The sequence below is a fragment of the Pseudomonas oryzihabitans genome (genome assembly GCF_014522265.1).
Classification (GTDB): domain Bacteria; phylum Pseudomonadota; class Gammaproteobacteria; order Pseudomonadales; family Pseudomonadaceae; genus Chryseomonas; species Chryseomonas aestiva.
The window spans coordinates 1,581,002-1,600,108 of record NZ_CP017024.1 but is presented as its reverse complement, the minus strand read 5'-3'; the positions used below and the strand labels follow the sequence as shown (position 1 = coordinate 1,600,108).

The following is a 19,107-nucleotide window of genomic DNA, read 5'->3' as shown; positions in this document are numbered from 1 at the left end:
CCAACCCGATAGGTGTCACATGGCAGGCGCAAAAGAGATTCGCGGCAAGATCGCGAGCATCAAAAGCACACAGAAGATCACCAGCGCCATGGAAAAGGTTGCGGTCAGCAAGATGCGTAAGGCTCAGGCCCGCATGGCTGCCAGCAAGCCTTATGCCGAGCGCATCCGCGCTGTGATCGGCCACCTGGCCAACGCCAACCCCGAGTACCGCCATGCCTTCATGGTGGAACGCGAGGTCAAGCGCGTCGGTTACATCGTGGTCAGCTCCGATCGGGGTCTGGCCGGTGGTCTGAACACCAACCTGTTCAAGGCTCTGGTCCGCGACATGAGCGACCAGCGCGGCAAGGGTGTGGAAATCGATCTGGCGGTGATCGGGGCCAAGGGCGCCTCCTTCTTCCGCAGCTTCGGCGGCAACGTGGTCGCGGCCATCAGCCACCTTGGCGAAGCCCCGGCGATCGGCGATCTGATCGGCAGCATCAAGGTGATGCTGGATGCCTACCTGGACGGCCGTATCGACCGTCTGTACGTGGTGTCCAACGTCTTCGTCAACACCATGACCCAGAAGCCGACCATCCAGCAGCTGGTGCCGCTGGTGCCGGGCGAGGGCGGTGAGCTGCAGGGCAAGCACTGGGACTACCTCTACGAGCCCGACGCCAAGACCCTGCTCGACGGTCTGCTGGTGCGCTACGTGGAATCCCAGGTGTACCAGGCCGTGGTCGAGAACGCTGCCAGTGAACAGGCCGCGCGGATGATCGCGATGAAGAACGCCACCGACAACGCCGGCGATCTCATCAAGGACCTGCAGCTGGTCTACAACAAGGCTCGCCAGGCTGCGATCACCCAAGAAATTTCGGAAATCGTCGGCGGCGCCGCCGCGGTCTGACGGACAGCTTAAACATTCGAGGAACGCGAAATGAGTAGCGGACGTATCGTACAAATCATCGGCGCCGTGATCGACGTGGAATTCCCGCGCGACGCGGTACCGCGCGTCTTTGACGCCCTCAAGGTGCAGGGTGCCGAAACCACCCTGGAAGTCCAGCAGCAGCTGGGCGACGGCGTGGTCCGTACCATCGCCATGGGTAGCACCGAAGGCCTCAAGCGCGGCCTGAACGTGGGCAACACCGGCGAGGCCATCAAGGTCCCGGTCGGCGTCAAGACCCTCGGCCGCATCATGGACGTGCTGGGCAACCCCATCGACGAAGCCGGCCCCATCGGCGAGGAAGAGCGCTGGGAAATCCACCGCAAGGCCCCGTCCTACGCGGAGCAGGCCGGTGGTAACGATCTGCTGGAAACCGGCATCAAGGTCATCGACCTGGTCTGCCCCTTCGCCAAGGGCGGCAAGGTCGGCCTGTTCGGTGGCGCCGGCGTGGGCAAGACCGTCAACATGATGGAACTCATCCGTAACATCGCCATCGAGCACAGCGGTTATTCCGTGTTCGCCGGCGTGGGCGAGCGTACCCGTGAAGGGAACGACTTCTACCACGAGATGAAGGACTCCAACGTTCTGGACAAGGTCGCCCTGGTCTATGGCCAGATGAACGAGCCGCCGGGCAACCGTCTGCGCGTGGCCCTGACCGGTCTGACCATGGCCGAGAAATTCCGTGACGAAGGCCGTGACGTCCTGCTGTTCGTCGACAACATCTACCGCTACACCCTGGCCGGCACCGAAGTGTCCGCGCTGCTGGGTCGTATGCCGTCCGCGGTGGGCTACCAGCCGACCCTGGCCGAGGAGATGGGTGTCCTGCAGGAGCGCATTACCTCCACCAAGCTGGGTTCGATCACCTCCGTCCAGGCCGTTTACGTCCCTGCCGATGACTTGACCGACCCGTCCCGGCGACCACCTTCGCCCACCTGGACGCCACCGTGGTTCTGTCCCGTGACATCGCCTCCCTGGGTATCTACCCGGCGGTCGATCCCCTGGACTCCACCTCGCGCCAGCTGGACCCGAACGTGATCGGCCAGGAGCACTACGACACCGCTCGCGGTGTTCAGTACGTGCTGCAGCGCTACAAGGAGCTGAAGGACATCATCGCGATCCTGGGCATGGACGAACTGTCCGAGTCCGACAAGCAGCTGGTATCCCGTGCTCGTAAGATCCAGCGCTTCCTGTCCCAGCCGTTCTTCGTGGCCGAGGTCTTCACCGGTTCGCCCGGCAAGTACGTGTCCCTCAAGGACACCATCGCCGGCTTCTCCGGGATCCTGCGTGGCGACTACGATCACCTGCCCGAGCAGGCGTTCTACATGGTCGGCGGCATCGACGAAGCCATCGAGAAAGCCAAGAAACTGTAACTGCCGCGCCCGGCGACGGGCGCTCTTAGAGGCACGCTATGGCCAAGACAGTCCAATGCGACATCGTCAGCGCGGAAGGGGAAATCTTCTCCGGCGCGGTGGAGATGATCATCGCCCACGGCCACCTGGGTGATCTGGGTATCGCCCCGGGCCATGCGCCGCTGCTCACCGATCTGAAACCGGGCCCCATCCGCCTGGTCAAGGCCGGGGGTGTCGAGGAGGTGTTCTACATCTCCGGTGGTTTCCTGGAAGTGCAGCCGAATGTCGTCGAGGTGCTGGCCGATACCGCCAGCCGCGCCGGTGACATCGACGAAGCTGCCGCTCTGGAAGCCAAGCAGCGCGCCGAGGCAGCCCTGAGCGACAAGGGCACGGAGTTCGACTACACCGCTGCCGCCACTCAGCTCGCCGAAGCCGCCGCCCAGCTGCGTACCATCCAGCAGCTCAAGCGGCAGGCCAAGCGCTAAGCGCAAGGTCAGGCTGTAACGACAAGGGTAGCTTCGGCTACCCTTTTCTTTTGTCGCCCGAAAAGTGGGCGAGAAACTTCGCGTGGTCGGACTCGAAAGGCGCCTGTCGCCTTCGGTCGCCGGCCCGATCCTTCCTCCTGTCTCCGAGGTTCCGATGTCCCTGGAAATCGTCATCCTGGCTGCTGGTCAGGGCACCCGCATGAGATCCGCTCTACCCAAGGTGCTGCATCCCGTGGCCGGTCGCAGCATGCTGGGGCATGTCCTCGACCGCGCCCATGAATTGCAGCCAGCCGGCATTCACGTCGTCATCGGGCATGGCGCCGACCAGGTCCGTAGCCAGCTGGCCGCCGACGACGTGAGCTTCGTGGTCCAGGCCGAGCAGCTCGGCACCGGCCATGCCGTGGCCCAGGCGGCGCCGGCGCTGACGGCGGAGCGGGTGCTGATCCTCTATGGCGATGTTCCCCTGATCCAGACCGAGACCCTGCAGCGCCTGCTGCAGCAGGTGGATGACGGTCACCTGGCGCTGCTGACCGTGGAGCTGGACGATCCCACCGGCTATGGCCGCATCCTGCGCGATGACCAGGGGCGGGTAACCGCCATCGTCGAGCACAAGGACGCCAGCGACGCCCAGCGCACCATTCGCGAAGGCAATACCGGCATTCTTGCGGTACCCGGTCGGCGACTGGCGGATTGGCTGGGCCGCTTGTCCAACAGCAATGCCCAGGGCGAGTATTACCTGACCGACGTCATCGCCCTCGCGGTAGCGGACGGCCTGACCATCGCCACCAGCCAGCCAGCGGATGCCATGGAAGTACAGGGCGCCAACGATCGCCGGCAACTGGCTCAGCTGGAGCGGCACTTCCAGCAACGCGCCGCCGAGCGCCTGATGCTGCAGGGCGTGACCCTGCTGGACCCCCTGCGCTTCGATCAGCGTGGGCAGGTCGAGGCCGGCCGCGACGTCTCCATCGACGTCAATGTCATTCTCGAAGGTCGGGTGGTGCTGGAGGACGGCGTGAGCATCGGCCCGAATTGCGTGATCAAGGACAGCGTCCTCAAGCGCGGCGCCATCATCAAGGCCAACAGTCATCTGGATGGTGCCGTGGTAGGGGAGGGTGCCGACGTCGGTCCCTTCGCTCGCCTGCGACCCGGTAGCGAACTGGGCAGCAAGGCCCACGTGGGCAACTTCGTCGAGCTGAAGAACGCTCATCTACAGGATGGCGCCAAGGCCGGTCACCTCACCTACCTGGGTGATGCCAGCATAGGTCCAGGCAGCAACATAGGCGCGGGTACTATTACCTGCAACTATGACGGCGCTAACAAGTTTCGAACCGAAATCGGTGCGGATGTTTTTGTGGGTTCCAACAGTTCGCTGGTGGCTCCGGTCAGCCTCGGCGCGGGCGCGACCACGGCGGCTGGCTCGGTCATCACGGCAGATGTTCCCGCTGATACCCTGGCGCTGGGGCGGGCCCGGCAGGTCAACAAGACCGGCTGGCAGCGACCGAAGAAGGCCCCCAAGACTTGACGGCCGCTCGCTATTAGGTTTTGATTCGATCAATTATCTTTCGAATCGAAATTTATGACCCGTCGCAATACCGCGCAGCGCCGTCATGCCATCCTCGCCCAGCTTCAGGAGCAGGGCGAGGTCAGCGTGGACGGGCTGGCCCGTCAGCTGGAGACCTCCGAGGTCACCATCCGCAAGGATCTGGCCGCCCTCGAGCGCAATGGCCTGCTCCTGCGTCGCTACGGCGGCGCGGTGGCCATGCCCCAGGAACTGCTGGTCGAGGCACCGCCTCAGGCGTCGCCCTTCAAGCAGGCCATCGCCCGGGCCGCCGCCCAGCGCCTGCGCGAACATGCACGGATCATCATCGACTGCGGCAGCACCACGGCGGCGCTGATTCCCCAGCTCGATCGCCGCCCCGGGCTGGTGGTCATGACCAATTCCCTGCAGGTGGCCATGGCGCTGCGCGAGCTGGAGCAGGAACCCATGCTGCTGATGACCGGCGGCACCTGGGATCCGCATTCGGAATCCTTCCAGGGCCAGGTCGCCGAGCAGGTGCTCAGATCCTACGACTTCGACCAGCTGTTCATCGGCGCCGACGGTCTCGATCCGGAGCGCGGTACCACCACCTTCAACGAGCATCTGTCGCTGTCGCGAGTGATGGCCGAGGTAGCGCGGGAAGTGGTGGTCATGGCCGAAGCGAGCAAGCTGGGCAGGCGAATTCCCAATCTGGAACTACCTTGGGAAAGGGTGGACGTGCTCATCACCGATGAGCGCCTGCCCGCCGAGGCAGCCCGGGCAATCGAAACCCGGGGGGTGCAGGTGGTCTGCGCCCCTGTGGAAAACTAGACAATCAGGTCATCCACAGGCGGCCCTGCCGGGTCGCTGTGGATAAGACGGCAACGGGAGGTAAGCATGTGTGGAATCGTCGGCGCCATTGCCGAGCGTAACATCACCGCCATTCTGGTCGAGGGTCTCAAGCGCCTGGAGTACCGTGGCTACGACAGTGCCGGCCTCGCCCTGCTGGATGGCCAGGGCGAGTTGCAGCGCCTGCGCCGCATCGGCAAGGTCAGCGAGCTGGAAGCGGCGCTGCTGGCCGATCCCCTGGCCGGTCGCCTGGGCATCGCCCACACCCGTTGGGCTACCCATGGTGCGCCCACCGAGGCCAATGCCCACCCGCATTTCTCCCAGGGTGACGTGGCCGTGGTGCACAACGGCATCATCGAAAACCACGAAGCCCTGCGCGCCCAGCTCAAGGCTCAGGGCTATGTCTTCACCTCCCAGACCGACACCGAGGTCATCGTCCATCTGTTGCACCTCAAACTGCAGGACAGCGGCGACCTGACCACGGCGCTCAAGGCAGCGGTCAAGGAGCTGCACGGCGCCTACGGCCTGGCGGCGGTCTGGCGCCAGCAGCCGGATCGCCTGGTGGCGACCCGCAGCGGCAGTCCCCTGGTGATCGGCCTGGGTCTGGGCGAGAACTACCTGGCTTCCGACCAGCTGGCGCTGCGTCAGGTGACCGACCGTTTCGTTTATCTGGAAGAGGGCGACGTGGCCGAGATCCGCCTGGATCAGGTCCACCTCTGGGACGTGAACGGCGTGCCGGTCCAGCGCGAGACGGTGCAGTACCACGAAGGCAGCGAGGCGGCCGACAAGGGCGCCTATCGCCACTTCATGCTCAAGGAGATCCACGAGCAGCCCAGAGTGGTCCAACGCACCCTGGAAGGGCGGCTGGGTGATGGGCAGGTGCTGCCCGAGGCCTTTGGTCCCTCGGCGTCCGCGTTGTTTGCCAAGGTGCGCCAGGTGCAGATCGTCGCCTGTGGCACCAGCTTCCACGCCGGTTCGGTGGCGCGCTACTGGATCGAGGAATACGTAGGGATTCCCTGCCAAGTGGAGGTGGCCAGCGAATTCCGCTATCGCCGCGTCGCCGTCAGCCCGGATACCCTGTTCGTCACCATCTCCCAGTCCGGCGAGACCGCCGATACCCTGGCCGCGCTACGCATGGCCAAGCAATCCGGCTATCTGAGCAGTCTGGCGATCTGCAACGTGGCGACCAGTTCCCTGGTACGCGAATCCCAGCTGAGCTTCCTGACCCAGGCCGGTCCGGAGATCGGTGTGGCCTCGACCAAGGCCTTCACCACCCAGCTGGTCTCCCTGCTGTTGCTGACCCTGAGTCTGGGACGCTGTCAGCAACGCCTGGATACCGGTGTCGAAGCCGAGCTGGTGGCCGAGCTGCGCCGGCTGCCGGCGCGTCTGGATGAGGCGCTGGCCATGGACAAGACCGTCGAGAAGCTCGCCGAGTCCTTTGCCGAGAAGCACCACACTCTGTTCCTGGGGCGGGGCGAGCAGTATCCCGTGGCGATGGAAGGCGCACTCAAGCTCAAGGAGATCTCCTACATCCACGCCGAGGCCTATCCGGCCGGCGAACTCAAGCATGGTCCGCTGGCGCTGGTGGATGCCGACATGCCGGTGGTGACGGTGGCGCCCAACAACGAGCTGCTGGAAAAGCTCAAGTCCAACCTGCAGGAGGTGCGGGCGCGGGGTGGTCAGCTGATCGTCTTCGCCGATGAGCGCGCCGCTTTCGAGGAAGGCGAGGGCACCCGCATCGTGCCCATGCCGCACATCCACGATGCCCTGTCACCGATCCTCTACACCATCCCGCTGCAGCTGCTGTCCTACCACGTGGCCGTGTTCAAGGGCACCGATGTGGATCAGCCGCGCAACCTGGCCAAGTCGGTAACCGTGGAATAAGCGGTTCCACGTGGAACCTCAGGGTACGCGCCAGCTGCCCTGATTCTGCTGACTGCAGGCGACGGCCAGGAAGCGGCCGTCGCCGGGCTCACCGTAATAGTGGATGTCCTGCCGATAGGGCACACCCGGGCTGCGCGCACCCTGGCAGATCCCGATCTCGCCCACCGGGCAGCGGTCGACGAAGCGCACCTCGGTCTGCTGACCCTTGAGCTGCGGCTGGCAGAAGCCGTCACGAAACAGCTGGGCGGGGATATCGATGTTGCTCTGGCAGATCTGCACGTCCACACTGGCCTGACGACTGCGGATCACGCAGGCATCGGCGAGTGCCAGTGACGGCAACAGCAGCAGCGGGATCAGCGATCGCCACATTCCAGCCCCTCTCCTCGATCAAATCGCCACTCTAGCATTCGACCTCCCGCCATGCGCCTCGCCGATATCAAGACCCATGTGATCGCCGGTCCTCTGGGGGCCGGCAAGACCACCCTGATCCGCCAGCTGTTCGCCCAGCGTCCCGCCCATGAACGGTGGGCGATCCTGGTCAATGAATTCGGTCAGGTCGGACTCGATGCGGCGCTGATGACCCCGGACGACGAGGGCCTGAGTATCGCCGAGGTCCCGGGTGGTTGCCTGTGCTGCGTCCAGGGCGTGCCCCTGCAGGTGGCCCTCACACGGCTGTTGCGACGCGCTCGGCCGCAGCGGCTGTTCATCGAGCCCTCCGGTCTCGGCCATCCCGCCAGCCTCTATCGGCAACTCCAGGCCTCGCCCTGGGCCGGGGTGCTGAGCCTGCAACCCCTGATCTGGGTAGTGGATGCCCGGCAGGTGCTGCAAGGCCAGCCCCGGCCGGAGGCCCAGCAACAGGCGCTGGAGCAGGCCGGTCTGGTCGTGCTCAACAAGAGCGCCGGTCTGGACCAGACACTCCTGCCTGCGCAACTGGGCGACACACCGCTGTACTGGACCGAGGGCGGGCGGATCCCCTTGGCCGAACTGCCCCTGGCAAGTGCCGAGCCATCGGCTGGCGGCGAGCTGCCCGAGCCTGGCGCCGTCATCAGCCCGCAGGCACTGCTGCTGCCGGGGCGTCCGCTGCGCTTCAGCCATATCCAGGAGGGACACCAGGCCGTCGGTTGGCGCTGGCATTCCAGTCACAGCTTCGATGGGCCGGCGCTGCTGACCCTGCTGGGTGGGCTTCCTGGCCTGCTCAGATTGAAGGCGGTCCTGCAACTGGCGGACGGCTGGCAGGCCTACAATGGTCTCGCCGGAGAAGGGCGCTGGGAACCGACGCCATGGCGGCGTGACAACCGGCTGGAGCTGATCCTGAAGGAGAGGCCGGATCTAGAGGCTCTCGAAAAGGCGCTGCGCGGGACCATTCGCGACATTTGAGGTTGCCAAATTTCTTCAGTTAATGATAATGATTATTAAATTTACTTCCTCTGCGTATTGCTCCCATGGCTCCGACGTCGCTTGCCAAGCCTGACCCCCTCGTAATCGCTGCACGTTTCGACGGCGATGAGGTGGAATCCGTCCAGGGACCCGTCAGGGCCGCCCTGACCGGCGACGTGGAGCCGGTGGCAGGGGTCAATGCCGAGCGAAGCGAGCCTTCGGCCACCATCCTGTCGTTCCGCATGCCCGAGCGTAACGAAGAGATCCTGACACCGGTACTGACCCCGGTCGGTGCGGCCGAGCCGGGCGAGCAGCCACCGCGTGGCCGCGGCTGGGGCGCCGCCTCGGCGCTGTCGCTGATCATGCATGCCAGCATGGCAGCGGCGCTGTTCATGGTGGTCCAGGCGCCGCCGGAGTTGAAGATCGCCAAGGGTGACGAACCCATGCAGGTCAGCTTCATCCAGTTGCCCAAACCGGTTCCTGAACCCCCGGCGCCGACCCCGGCACCGCCCGCGCCGCCGCCGCCACAACCCGAACCGCCGCCCCCGGAGCCTCCCAAGCCCGTGGAACCACCGAAGCCGGTGGAGCCGCCCAAGCCAGTGGTGGAAAAGCCCAAACCCAAGCCGAAGCCCAAGCCGGTCGAACACAGCCAGCAGAAGCCGCTGCCGAAAAAGGTCGAGCCTGCTCCGGAGCCCGTCGCCCAGGCCGCGCCGTCACCGGCACCCGCGCCTGCGGCCACCGCTGCACCCAGTCAGCCGGCGCCGGCCGCGGCGCCGTCCGGCCCGCCAAAGACCGCGGGTCTGCCTACCGGCAGCATCGACGACGCCGATATCCGGCCGGTCAAGATGACACCGCCGGAATACCCGGAAATGCTCCGTCGTCGCGGTGTGGGTGGCGAGGTGCGGGTGATGTTCACCGTGACCGCTGACGGTCGACTGGCCGACATCCAGGTGCTGGAAGCCTCCAACAAGCAACTGGAGCGCGCCGTGCTCGAGGTGCTGGGCGAGTGGCGCTTCGCCCCGCGGGTCTCCGGTGGTCAGATCGTGCCGCGCAAGGCGACCAAGACCTTCAACTTCAAGATCCAGCGCCGCTAGGTCGTCAGATCGCGCAGTCCCTGTTCGCTGGACCGCTCCAGGTCTGGATAACGGGACGCGCCATGGTCGAGCATTGCCCGAGCCCGAGCCCGAGCCCGATGCCGTCGAACGACGGCGATCTAACCGGCAAAACTCAAAAGGTTTCCTTGAGCGCCTGATAGCGCTCTTGAAGTTCCCGGCGGATCTGCCGGCGCTGCTGGGCCTGCACACAGCGTCGCTTCTCGTCCGTCGTCGCCGGTTCGAGTTGGGGAACCGGGCAGGATTTGCCGTCTTCGTCCACGGCGACCATGGTGAAGAAACAGCTGTTGGTATGGCGTACCGAGCGTTGCTGGATGTTCTCGGTGATGACCTTGATGCCGATCTCCATGGAGGTGGTCCCGGTGTAGTTCACCGAGGCGAGAAAGGTCACCAACTCGCCGACATGGATAGGTTCGCGAAAGATCACCTGGTCCACCGATAGCGTGACCACGTAGCGCCCGGCATAGCGGCTGGCGCAGGCATAGGCCACTTCGTCGAGATACTTGAGAAGCGCGCCCCCGTGGACCTTGCCGGAAAAGTTGGCCAGGTCCGGGGTCATCAGGATGGTCATGCTCAACTGGTGGTTGCCGGCTTCCATGGGCGAATCCTCGAGGGGAAATCCTGTAGACGGCGCAGCGGCGCCGTCTGTCACAGCCATCAACGGCCGGCGGAGAGACCGAAGTCGATGGGCAGGTCGGCGCCGGAAATGGCTGCCGCCTGGGGCTGACAGAGGAAATAGACGAACTCGGCCACCTCTTCCGGCTGGATGAAACGCGCGGTTTCGCCCTGCGGATAGCGATTGAGCAGGTTGCGACGATAGCCTGCCGGATCGCCGCTGCCGTAGTGGGCAGCCTGGAAGTCCAGCATGGGGGTGTCGATGTCACCTGGCGAGACGGCGTTGACCCGCACGCCATCGCGCGCCAGCTCCACCGCCAAATTCTGGCTGAAGAAGCGCACCGCCGCCTTGGCGGCACCATAGGCCGCCGCACCGGCGATGGGCTGACGCCCGGCGCCGCTGGCGACATTGATGATGACGCCGCGATTTTCCTTGAGGAAGGGGATGGCCGCCGAGCACATGAAGAAGGTGGCCTTGAGATTGACCGCCATCACCAGGTCGTAGTCGTCCTCGGTAAAGGTCTCCACCTCGCCTTCGCGCCAGATGCCCGCGGCATTGATCAGGGCATCCAGGCGCCCGGTACGGGCCATGACCTTGCTGACCAGGGAGCGGCAGCCCTCGGCGCTGGAGATATCGGCGGTCACGCTGGAATCCAGGCCGACGATGCCGTTCAGCCCATGCAGGCCCTCGGCATCGCGGTCGGCGGCGGCAACGCGCCAGCGACTCTGGGCGAAGCGTTGCGCCAGGGCGCGGCCGAGGCCGCCCGCAGCGCCGGTGATCAGGACGACGGGAGTGCTCATGACGCTTCCTCCGGAGTGATGGCCTTATCCAGACCCGTGTCGGGCGGGGTCGTTCAGTACCGGCCCGGTCAGCCTTCCAGCCAGACGTCGCGCGCCCAGATCCACACCGAATCCCAGGATTCGTCGGTCAGGTCGCCGTCTTCCCACAACAGTACCTCGCCTTCCTGGCTGACGCAGTAGTAGCCGTCGTCGCTGGCGCAGAGGGGAATGTACTCCCGTGGCAGGCCTTCGTCCCAGGCAGTGGCGGCCACTTCCGGCAGATAGGTGTGGGACTGCGGATCGGTGACGGTCACCGGCTCGATACGGCCATAGACCACGTCGCTGACGGTCAGCAGGAATTCACGGAATTCCGGCGGCAGACTGATGAGCAGTTCTTCCTCGATCTCGACCAGCAGGTCTTCGTCGGGCAGCTCCAGGGGTACGGGAACGGGTTCGTTTTCTTCACGCAGGCGTTCGATGACGTCTTCCATAGCAGGCCTCTCTCGAAATGCGCACCGGATAAAGGGAAAAGAGGCGCGCAAGGTTAGCAGTTCAGTCCGGGATAACGGCAGCTTCCGTGCGGACTTGATAGCGGTTTCGAGAGATGTTCGGCAGGCGGCGCCCATGAAAAAGCCCGGCGTAGAGCCGGGCTTTTCGGTAAAGCGCCGTTATCAGGCGTTCTGGCGGATACCGGCCAGCAGCCAGGGCTGGTTCTCGCCGGCCATGCGCTCCATGCGCCAGCTTTCGCTGAACGGCTGGCCCTGGTCGAAGCGCGATTCCTTGGATACACCGTTGAAGGTGATGGTGGCGATGGTCTTGCCTTGCAGATCCTCGACACCGTCCAGGGTAGCGTTCAGGTTCTCGATGTAGGTGGACTGGAAGCCTTCACCCAGCGCAGCGCGCTCGTCACGCAGCCACTGCAGCATCTGCGGGGTGACGAACTCGGAGATCTTGTCCATCTCGTTGGCGTCCCAGTGCTGCTGCAGGCTCATGAAGTGATCACGACCGGCCGCCACGAAGCGCTCGGCATTGAACCAGCTCGGTGCGTTGATCACCGGCGCGGCACCGGCAGCGGCACCCCCGAACATACCGCCATTGCTGGGCTGGTTGGGCATCTCGCGCTGCATGGGCGCATGACCGGCCACGGCGGGCTGCGGACCGGCCTGCTGCTTGCGACGGGCGATCAGGCGGAAGATCACGAAGGCGATGAGGGCCAGGATCAGGAAGTCGAAGAACTGGAAGCCTTCGAAACCGTCACCCATGAACATGGAGGCCAGCAGACCACCGGCGGCGATACCGGCCAGCGGGCCGAGCCAGCGCGAGGCGCCACTGGGACGGGCAGCGGCGGCGGCGCCAGCACCGGCGGCAGGAGCGGCCATGCCCGGCTGCTGGGTCGGCGCGGCCTGGCGGGTCTGGTGGATGGGCGCGGCGCCAGCGGACTTGCCGGCGCCCATGCGTTTGGCATTGGCATCCAGGCTGAGCGTGAGGCCCAGGCACAGGATCATGAAGATGCTCATCAGGCGTTGCATGTGGTGTTCTCTCTGTGAAGAGTCTGGTGTTGGATACATCTTGCGCTGCCCGGTCAAGTACAGCCAGCGTGAATTGTTTCGGTATTTTGCCCTGTCGGCGTTCCCTGGAAGCAGGCCGCCAAGTGCCTGCGACCGTTGAAAATTTCCAAGCACATCAATCTATTACAGATTTTTGCAGAATCCGTCACAAGAGTTTGCAGATGCTAGTCTTGGTCTCCAGTCAGCGCAGGTGTCGGGAGAGTGCCCGGCCCGTCAGAGGAGGGCCCGGCCGATGCATGCTCTAGCTTTTATCCAGGACATGGCCGTCATCATGCTGGTGGCCGGCGTGGTGACCATCCTCTTCCATCGCCTCAAGCAGCCCGTGGTCCTGGGCTATATCCTCGCCGGCTTCATCATCGGACCCCACACCCCGCCATTCGGTCTGATCCACGACGAAGAAAGCATCAAGACCCTCGCCGAGGTTGGGGTCATCTTCCTGATGTTCAGCCTCGGTCTGGAATTCTCGCTGCGCAAGCTGTTCCGGGTGGGCGCCACGGCCTTCATCGCCGCCTTCCTCGAGATCAGCCTGATGCTCTGGCTGGGTTACCAGGTGGGGCAGATGTTCGGCTGGTCGCACATGGATTCGCTGTTCCTCGGCGCCATCCTGGCCATCTCCTCGACCACCATCATCGTCAAGGCGCTCAACGAGCTGAAGATGAAGCACGAGCGCTTCGCCCAGCAGATCTTTGGCGTGCTGATCGTCGAGGACATCCTCGGCATCGGCATCATCGCCCTGCTGTCGGGGCTGGCGGTGAGCGGCTCGGTGGAGCCGGGTGCGGTGGCCTCGACCCTGGGCAAGCTGAGTCTGTTCATGATCGTGGCCCTGGTCATCGGCATCCTGCTGGTGCCGCGCCTGCTGGCCTACGTGGCCACCTTCGAAAGCAACGAGATGCTGCTGATCACGGTGCTGGGACTCTGCTTCGGCTTCTGCCTGCTGGTGGCCAAGCTGGAGTACAGCGTGGTGCTGGGTGCCTTCCTGATCGGCGCCATCATGGCCGAGTCGCGCCAGCTGCTGCAGATCGAAAAGCTGGTGGAGCCGCTGCGCGACATGTTCAGCGCCATCTTCTTCGTCGCCATCGGCCTGCTGCTCGATCCCAAGGTGCTGGTGGAATACGCCTGGCCGATCACCGTGATCAGCGTCGCCGTGGTCCTGGGCAAGATCCTCGCCTGCAGCCTGGGGACCCTGATCGCCGGCAACGACGGCCGGACTTCGCTGCGGGTCGGCATGGGTCTGGCGCAGATCGGCGAGTTCTCCTTCATCATCGCCACCCTGGGGATCACCCTGGGCGTCACCAGTCATTTCCTCTATCCGGTGGCGGTGGCCGTGTCGGCGGTCACCACGCTGCTCACCCCCTATCTGATCAGGGCCGCCGATCCGCTGGCGCTGTGGATCGGCCGCTGGCTGCCGCAGCCCCTGCAGCGGGTGCTGGGCATCTATGGCGAATGGCTGCGCAGCATCCAGCCCCAGGGCGAGAAGGCGGTCCTGGCCGGCATGATGAGGCGCATCCTGCTGCAGGTCGGCATCAACCTGTCGCTGGTCATCGCCGTCTTCCTCGGCGGGGCCTATTTCGCCGGCGGCCTGGCGAGCTGGCTCAGTACCTGGATCGCCGATCCCGATCTGCAGAAGGCCTGCATCTGGGGTGGCGCGCTGCTGCTGTCGCTGCCCTGCCTGATCGCCGCCTATCGCAAGCTCAAGGCCCTGGCCATGCTGATGGCCGAACTCAGCGTCAGGCAGAACCAGGCCGGGCGCTATACGCAGCCGGTGCGGCGACTGGTCAGCGAGTTGATCCCGCTGCTGTCGCTGGCCGGCATCCTGGTGCTGCTGGCGGCCCTGAGCAGCAGCATCCTGCCGCGCGGCGAGCTGTTGCTGCTGATCGGCCTGGTCGCGGTGGTGGTGATCGCGGTGCTGTGGCGCTGGTTCATCCGCGTCCATTCGCGGCTGCAGATCGCCTTCATCGAGACCCTGGAACAGGACAAGGGCGGACAGCATTAGGCCGCTTTTGCGCAATCCTGCCATTGCCGGCTGGGGATCGACGCGGCAGAATCGCTCTAAGTCGCCCGTTTGAATGAACGGGGCGATGGCAAGGGAATGCGCAATGCAGGAAATCGGCTTGGCCGCTTTCTGCCGTCCGGCAATCTCCCACCGGCGGTCAGGCCCTTTTCCTGCGCCCCTTCAAGGTCGCCAGGCGAGCAGCAGCACGCCCCCCGCCGATGGCGGCGATGCCGCACCACTGGCGCAGGTCCAGGCGCTCACCCAGCAGCGCCACGCCAAAGATCGCCACCAGCACCACGCTCAGCTTGTCCACTGGCGCCACCAGCGACGCCGGGCCCAGCTTGAGCGCCCGGTAGTAGCACAGCCAGGACAGGCCGGTGGCCACGCCCGAGAGCAGCAGGAACAGATAGCTGCGCCCGGCGATGCCGGCCAGGGGTTGCGCCTGCCCGGTGGCCAGGACGATGGCCGCCAGGACAACCACGACCACCAGGGTGCGCAGCAGGGTGGCAAAATCGGCGTTGACGTGTTCCACGCCCAGCTTGCCGAAGATGGCCGTGAGGGCGGCGAAGGCCGCTGCCAGGAGCGCCCAGAACAGCCAGGAGGCGGTCATCGCTAGAGGGGTTCGAGCTTGGCGTAGCTCACCATCAGCCACTTGCTGCCTTCGGACTTGAAGTTGACCTGCACCCGGGCATGGGCGCCGGAGCCCTCGTAGTTGAGGATGACGCCTTCGCCAAACAGGGCATGACGCACCGGCTGACCGAGGCTGAAGGTGGTTTCCGGCACCGGCGCCTGGGCGAAGAGGTTGGGACGACTACCGGCGAAGGGCTGCTTGACCGCATTGGACAGGCGCACCTCCTGGATCAGGCCGTCCGGTACCTCGCGGACGAAGCGCGACACCTTGTTGTAGGTCTCGCTGCCGTAGAGACGGCGGGTCTCCGCATAGCTCATCACCAGGCGGCGCATGGCGCGGGTGATACCCACATAGGCCAGGCGACGTTCCTCTTCCAGACGGCCGGGTTCCTCCAGGCTCATCTTGTGCGGAAACAGCCCTTCCTCCATGCCGGCGAGGAACACCAGGGGGAATTCCAGGCCCTTGGCGCTGTGCAGGGTCATCAGCTGGACGCTGTCTTCGTGGCTGTCGGCCTGGGTGTCCCCGGATTCCAGGGCCGCGTGGTCGAGGAAAGCCGCCAGGGGCGTCATCTCCTCGTCACCGCTGAAATCGAAGGAACGCGCGGCGCTGACCAGTTCTTCCAGGTTTTCCACCCGTGCCTGGCCTTTCTCGCCCTTTTCTTCCTTGTGGAAGGTGACCAGGCCGGTCTGCTCGATGATCTGCTGCACCAGGTTGTGCAGGGACAGGTCCTCGGCCTTGAGGGCCAGGGTATCGACCAGCTCGACGAAGACGTTGAGCGCCGAGGCGGCGCGACCCGACACCGCGCGGGCGCCGACCAGGTCGTGCAGCGCCTGCCACAGTGAGGTGTTCTGCGCCCGGGCCGCGCTGCGCAGCGCCTCCACGGTCTTCTCGCCGATGCCCCGCGGCGGCACGTTGATCACCCGCTCCAGAGCCGCGTCGTCATGGCGATGCTGGATCAGCCGCAGGTAGGCCATGGCGTTCTTGATCTCGGCGCGCTCGAAGAATCTCAGACCGCCATAGATGCGATAGGGGATCTTCTCGCGCAGCAGCGCCTCTTCCAGCACCCGCGACTGGGCGTTGGAGCGGTAGAGGATCGCCATCTCGCTGCGCCGGCTGCCCTTCTTGAACTCGCTCTCGATGGTTTCGACGATGTAGCGGGCTTCGTCGTGCTCGTTGAAGCCGGCATAGAGGGTGATGGCCTCGCCTTCGCCGGTATCGGTCCACAGCTCCTTGCCGAGACGGCCGAAGTTGTGGGCGATCAGGCCGTTGGCGGCCTTGAGAATGGTGTCGGTGGAACGGTAGTTCTGCTCCAGGCGGATGATCTCGGCCGAGAAGTCCTCGTTGAACTGCTGGATGTTCTCGATCTTGGCGCCGCGCCAGCCATAGATGGACTGGTCGTCGTCGCCCACCACCATGAGGCTGGCGCCGTTCTGGGCGAGGTGCTTGAGCCAGGCGTACTGGACGGCGTTGGTGTCCTGGAATTCGTCGACCAGGAGATGCTGGAAACGCCGCTGGTAGTGTTCCAGCAGGCTGGGATTGTTGCGCCACAGATCCAGGGCGCGCAGCAGCAGCTCGGAGAAGTCGATCACTCCAGCACGGGCGCAGGCCGCCTCGTAGGCTTCGTAGATGCTGCGCATGGTGCTGAGGAAGAGATCGCCGGCGGCCTGGATATGCTGCGGCCGCAGGCCTTCGTCCTTCTGACCGTTGATGAACCACTGCGCCTGGCGTGCCGGCCAGCGCTGCTCGTCGAGGCCCAGCTCGCGGATCACCCGCTTGACGATGCGCTGCTGGTCGTCGCTGTCGAGGATCTGGAAATTCTGCGACAGCCCCGCTTCCTGCCAGTGGGCCCGCAGCAGACGGTGCGCGAGGCCGTGGAAGGTGCCGACCCACATGCCCTGGGGACTCATGCCGAGCAATTGCTCGATGCGGTGGCGCATCTCGGCGGCGGCCTTGTTGGTGAAGGTCACCGAAAGGATAGAGTGCGGCGAGGCGCGCTCGACCTGGATCAGCCAGGCGATGCGGTGCACCAGCACCCGGGTCTTGCCCGAGCCGGCACCGGCCAGGACCAGTTGGCGACCCAGGGGCGCGGCCACGGCCTGACGCTGGGCATCGTTGAGGGAATTGAGCAGCAGGGAGATGTCGTCATTCATCGCCGCATTCTACCGATGCGGTAGAAGGAGCGCCAAACCGGACGGATGGGAGGCGAGGCGGGTGGCGCGGGGCAGCCGAACCCCCGGCCAGCAGGGCTGGCCGGGGATAAGGGGAAGGCTTGGGAGCGGCGCGTCAGGCGGCGATCGGCGAGCGCCAGTCATCGGAACCGGAGGTGCCGGAGACCTCGTGGGTCCAGACGATCTTGCGGTAGGTGAAGTAGACGTCTTCCAGGTGGGTGAAGTGCGCCATGCTCGGGTCCTGGCAGTTGGGCATGCGCGACTGGACATCGACGATGATGGCGTCCTCCAGCTCGATGGTGAAGTAGTGCTCCTGGGTGCCGGTGGCCGAGGTGCGGTACCACTCCAGGCGGCACTTGCCGAGGCGTTCGCCGGAGGTGAGGGCGTTGAAGATCAGCGGCGAGGCCTTGTCGAAGACCTTGGTGATCATCAGCGGCTTGTGCACGCGCTGGCCGGTGGGCTGACCCGACTGGGGATCGCGGGGAATGATCACCTGGTGATTGAAGGCCTGGACCAGGATCTGGTCTTCGTGGCCTTCCTGGAAGATGTTGCCGACCGAGTCTTCGGTAAAGGTGCCGGCGGTGATCAGGCCTTGCTTGGTGCCTTCGAGGGACAGATACGCGGGGGTTGGCATGGTGCTCTCCTTGCCTGGTGATAGGGCTTCATGGCCCGGGTACCAGGTCTTAACAAGGGCTGTGCCATAACCGAAAAATCCTTTCTGATCAGTGACTTGTAAAAGGACTACAAGACATGGGTGGGACTACTGTGCGCCACTGCTCGGGAATCTGCGCAAGGCCTTGCGCAGAGCGGTTCAAAAGCTGGTCGGGCTCAGGTAGTCGCCTGTCCGGGCGACTACCAAGTGCTGGCGCGAGGGCGAAAAAGACCGTGCTGAATCGTAATGACCAAGAGCCTTGGCGATCGTTATGTAGTATAAGTGCGACGCACTACATCCGCCCGCTAGACGAGATACGCCTGTGAACCTCATGCAACACATTGCTCAATCCCGCCACCTGCTGCGCAAGTCGGAGCTCAAGGTCGCCGAGCAGGTCATGGTGGATCCGGCTGCCGTCATGCACAGCTCCATGGCCGACCTCGCCCACAACGTTGGCGTGAGCGAGCCCACCATCGTGCGTTTCTGCCGGGCCATCGGTTGCGATGGCTTCCAGGATCTCAAGCTGCGCCTGGCGCAGAGCCTGGCGGCGGGGGCCAGTTTCGGCCAGTTCGCCATCCACGAGAACGATGCGGTGGAAGACTTCAGCCTGAAGATCTTCGACACCACCCTGCACACCCTCATGGACGTGCGCGAGCGCCTGGACATGCGGGCGCTGGAAACGGCCATCGAGGCGATCGCCAAGGCCCAGCGGGTGATGTTCTACGGCTTCGGCGCCTCGGGTTCGGTGGCCAACGACGCCCAGCACAAGTTCTTTCGCCTGCAGCTCAGCGCCACCGCCTATTCCGATCCGCACATGCAGGCCATGTCGGCGGCGACCCTGACGCCGTCCGACGCCGCCATCTGCATCTCCCAGTCGGGGCGTTCCAAGGACCTGCTGATCACCGCTAATCTGGTGCGCGACAACGGCGCCGCGCTGATCACCATCTGCCCGGGGCAAACGCCGCTGGCCGACCTGTCCACGGTCAACATCGCCATCGACGTGCACGAAGACACCGACATCTATGTGCCCCTGACCTCGCGCATCGCCCACCTGGTGGTGATCGATGTGCTGGCCATGGGCGTGGCCATGTCCCGTGGTCCGGCGCTGGTCGAGCATCTCAAGAGCGTGAAGCGCAGCCTGCGCAGTCTGCGGCTGTCGTCGAAGTCGACCAAGCACAGCGACACCCAATAGTCGTCTCGCTGTCGCCA

16 protein-coding genes and 2 pseudogenes are annotated in these 19,107 nt (G+C 64.9%); 10 read left to right on the top strand and 8 right to left on the bottom strand.

Annotated elements, in window-relative coordinates; genetic code table 11:
- The first annotated feature begins 19 nt into the window (after positions 1-19).
- The 6 genes and pseudogenes from atpG (at position 20) to glmS (ending at position 7,002) form a co-directional block, all read left to right on the top strand.
- A complete protein-coding gene (atpG, locus tag BGI51_RS07375) occupies positions 20-883 on the top strand; it encodes a F0F1 ATP synthase subunit gamma (protein ID WP_187980751.1) in 864 nt (287 codons plus the stop codon).
- Between the two features lie 30 nt (positions 884-913).
- Positions 914-2,289 (top strand): annotated as a pseudogene (atpD, locus tag BGI51_RS07370) (F0F1 ATP synthase subunit beta).
- Between the two features lie 38 nt (positions 2,290-2,327).
- Positions 2,328-2,753, top strand: coding sequence for a F0F1 ATP synthase subunit epsilon (locus BGI51_RS07365; protein WP_133860214.1), 426 nt, complete (start codon positions 2,328-2,330; stop codon positions 2,751-2,753).
- Positions 2,754-2,907: 154 nt separating this feature from the next.
- Positions 2,908-4,275: a bifunctional UDP-N-acetylglucosamine diphosphorylase/glucosamine-1-phosphate N-acetyltransferase GlmU gene (gene glmU / locus BGI51_RS07360; RefSeq protein WP_187980750.1), complete on the top strand. Its 1,368-nt coding sequence runs from the start codon at positions 2,908-2,910 to the stop codon at positions 4,273-4,275.
- 45 nt (positions 4,276-4,320) lie between these two features.
- Positions 4,321-5,100 (top strand): annotated as a pseudogene (locus BGI51_RS07355) (DeoR/GlpR family DNA-binding transcription regulator); the annotation flags it as partial.
- A 66-nt stretch (positions 5,101-5,166) separates the two neighbouring features.
- Positions 5,167-7,002 (top strand): glutamine--fructose-6-phosphate transaminase (isomerizing), encoded by a 1,836-nt coding sequence (gene glmS / locus BGI51_RS07350; protein WP_187980748.1) that lies wholly within the window; start codon positions 5,167-5,169, stop codon positions 7,000-7,002.
- An 18-nt stretch (positions 7,003-7,020) separates the two neighbouring features.
- Here the strand turns inward: glmS and BGI51_RS07345 are convergent, their stop codons facing one another.
- A complete protein-coding gene (locus BGI51_RS07345; RefSeq protein WP_158890705.1) occupies positions 7,021-7,371 on the bottom strand; it encodes an NADH:ubiquinone oxidoreductase in 351 nt (116 codons plus the stop codon).
- 51 nt (positions 7,372-7,422) lie between these two features.
- Here BGI51_RS07345 and BGI51_RS07340 point away from each other — a divergent pair, with 51 nt between their 5' ends.
- Together BGI51_RS07340 and BGI51_RS07335 are read left to right on the top strand one after the other, a co-directional pair.
- Positions 7,423-8,379 carry a CobW-like GTP-binding protein gene (locus BGI51_RS07340; protein ID WP_187980747.1) on the top strand — a complete coding sequence of 319 codons (957 nt, stop codon included), beginning with the start codon at positions 7,423-7,425 and terminating at the stop codon, positions 8,377-8,379.
- Positions 8,380-8,510: 131 nt separating this feature from the next.
- Positions 8,511-9,473 carry an energy transducer TonB gene (locus tag BGI51_RS07335; protein WP_187980746.1) on the top strand — a complete coding sequence of 321 codons (963 nt, stop codon included), beginning with the start codon at positions 8,511-8,513 and terminating at the stop codon, positions 9,471-9,473.
- A gap of 133 nt (positions 9,474-9,606) precedes the next feature.
- Here BGI51_RS07335 and BGI51_RS07330 read toward each other — a convergent pair whose 3' ends face one another.
- The 4 genes from BGI51_RS07330 to BGI51_RS07315 all read right to left on the bottom strand — a co-directional run bounded on the left by BGI51_RS07330 (position 9,607) and on the right by BGI51_RS07315 (position 12,415).
- Positions 9,607-10,089 carry an acyl-CoA thioesterase gene (locus BGI51_RS07330; protein ID WP_133860207.1) on the bottom strand — a complete coding sequence of 161 codons (483 nt, stop codon included), beginning with the start codon at positions 10,087-10,089 and terminating at the stop codon, positions 9,607-9,609.
- 59 nt (positions 10,090-10,148) lie between these two features.
- Positions 10,149-10,907 carry an SDR family NAD(P)-dependent oxidoreductase gene (locus BGI51_RS07325; protein ID WP_027598710.1) on the bottom strand — a complete coding sequence of 253 codons (759 nt, stop codon included), beginning with the start codon at positions 10,905-10,907 and terminating at the stop codon, positions 10,149-10,151.
- Positions 10,908-10,975: 68 nt separating this feature from the next.
- Positions 10,976-11,377: an SMI1/KNR4 family protein gene (locus tag BGI51_RS07320; RefSeq protein ID WP_133860206.1), complete on the bottom strand. Its 402-nt coding sequence runs from the start codon at positions 11,375-11,377 to the stop codon at positions 10,976-10,978.
- 180 nt (positions 11,378-11,557) lie between these two features.
- The gene (locus BGI51_RS07315) at positions 11,558-12,415 is read right to left on the bottom strand and encodes a Tim44 domain-containing protein (RefSeq protein ID WP_187980745.1); all 858 of its coding nucleotides are present in this window, start codon (positions 12,413-12,415) and stop codon (positions 11,558-11,560) included.
- Positions 12,416-12,686: 271 nt separating this feature from the next.
- On the opposite strand from BGI51_RS07315, the gene BGI51_RS07310 reads away from it, so the two are divergent.
- The gene (locus BGI51_RS07310; RefSeq protein ID WP_187980744.1) at positions 12,687-14,447 is read left to right on the top strand and encodes a cation:proton antiporter; all 1,761 of its coding nucleotides are present in this window, start codon (positions 12,687-12,689) and stop codon (positions 14,445-14,447) included.
- A 157-nt stretch (positions 14,448-14,604) separates the two neighbouring features.
- On the opposite strand, the gene BGI51_RS07305 is transcribed toward BGI51_RS07310, so the two are convergent.
- The 3 genes from BGI51_RS07305 to BGI51_RS07295 form a co-directional block, all read right to left on the bottom strand.
- Complete coding sequence (locus BGI51_RS07305; RefSeq protein WP_187980743.1) at positions 14,605-15,057, bottom strand: EamA family transporter; 453 nt, start codon at positions 15,055-15,057, stop codon at positions 14,605-14,607.
- 2 nt (positions 15,058-15,059) lie between these two features.
- Positions 15,060-17,228 carry a DNA helicase II gene (uvrD, locus tag BGI51_RS07300; protein ID WP_187980742.1) on the bottom strand — a complete coding sequence of 723 codons (2,169 nt, stop codon included), beginning with the start codon at positions 17,226-17,228 and terminating at the stop codon, positions 15,060-15,062.
- Positions 17,229-17,361: 133 nt separating this feature from the next.
- Positions 17,362-17,880 carry an Hcp family type VI secretion system effector gene (locus tag BGI51_RS07295; RefSeq protein WP_017639168.1) on the bottom strand — a complete coding sequence of 173 codons (519 nt, stop codon included), beginning with the start codon at positions 17,878-17,880 and terminating at the stop codon, positions 17,362-17,364.
- Positions 17,881-18,220: 340 nt separating this feature from the next.
- Between BGI51_RS07295 and hexR the strand changes: the two genes are divergently transcribed.
- A complete protein-coding gene (gene hexR / locus BGI51_RS07290; RefSeq protein ID WP_017639169.1) occupies positions 18,221-19,090 on the top strand; it encodes a transcriptional regulator HexR in 870 nt (289 codons plus the stop codon).
- Positions 19,091-19,107 lie beyond the last annotated feature (17 nt).

Coding starts and splice junctions, on each gene's coding strand:
- BGI51_RS07345 (WP_158890705.1), bottom strand. CDS start 7,371: ATGTGGCGATCGCTGATCCCGCTGCTGCTGTTGCCGTCACTGGCACTC.
- BGI51_RS07365 (WP_133860214.1), top strand. CDS start 2,328: ATGGCCAAGACAGTCCAATGCGACATCGTCAGCGCGGAAGGGGAAATC.
- glmU (WP_187980750.1), top strand. CDS start 2,908: ATGTCCCTGGAAATCGTCATCCTGGCTGCTGGTCAGGGCACCCGCATG.
- BGI51_RS07320 (WP_133860206.1), bottom strand. CDS start 11,377: ATGGAAGACGTCATCGAACGCCTGCGTGAAGAAAACGAACCCGTTCCC.
- BGI51_RS07315 (WP_187980745.1), bottom strand. CDS start 12,415: ATGCAACGCCTGATGAGCATCTTCATGATCCTGTGCCTGGGCCTCACG.
- BGI51_RS07305 (WP_187980743.1), bottom strand. CDS start 15,057: ATGACCGCCTCCTGGCTGTTCTGGGCGCTCCTGGCAGCGGCCTTCGCC.
- glmS (WP_187980748.1), top strand. CDS start 5,167: ATGTGTGGAATCGTCGGCGCCATTGCCGAGCGTAACATCACCGCCATT.
- BGI51_RS07330 (WP_133860207.1), bottom strand. CDS start 10,089: ATGGAAGCCGGCAACCACCAGTTGAGCATGACCATCCTGATGACCCCG.
- uvrD (WP_187980742.1), bottom strand. CDS start 17,228: ATGAATGACGACATCTCCCTGCTGCTCAATTCCCTCAACGATGCCCAG.
- BGI51_RS07325 (WP_027598710.1), bottom strand. CDS start 10,907: ATGAGCACTCCCGTCGTCCTGATCACCGGCGCTGCGGGCGGCCTCGGC.
- atpG (WP_187980751.1), top strand. CDS start 20: ATGGCAGGCGCAAAAGAGATTCGCGGCAAGATCGCGAGCATCAAAAGC.
- BGI51_RS07340 (WP_187980747.1), top strand. CDS start 7,423: ATGCGCCTCGCCGATATCAAGACCCATGTGATCGCCGGTCCTCTGGGG.
- BGI51_RS07295 (WP_017639168.1), bottom strand. CDS start 17,880: ATGCCAACCCCCGCGTATCTGTCCCTCGAAGGCACCAAGCAAGGCCTG.
- BGI51_RS07310 (WP_187980744.1), top strand. CDS start 12,687: ATGCATGCTCTAGCTTTTATCCAGGACATGGCCGTCATCATGCTGGTG.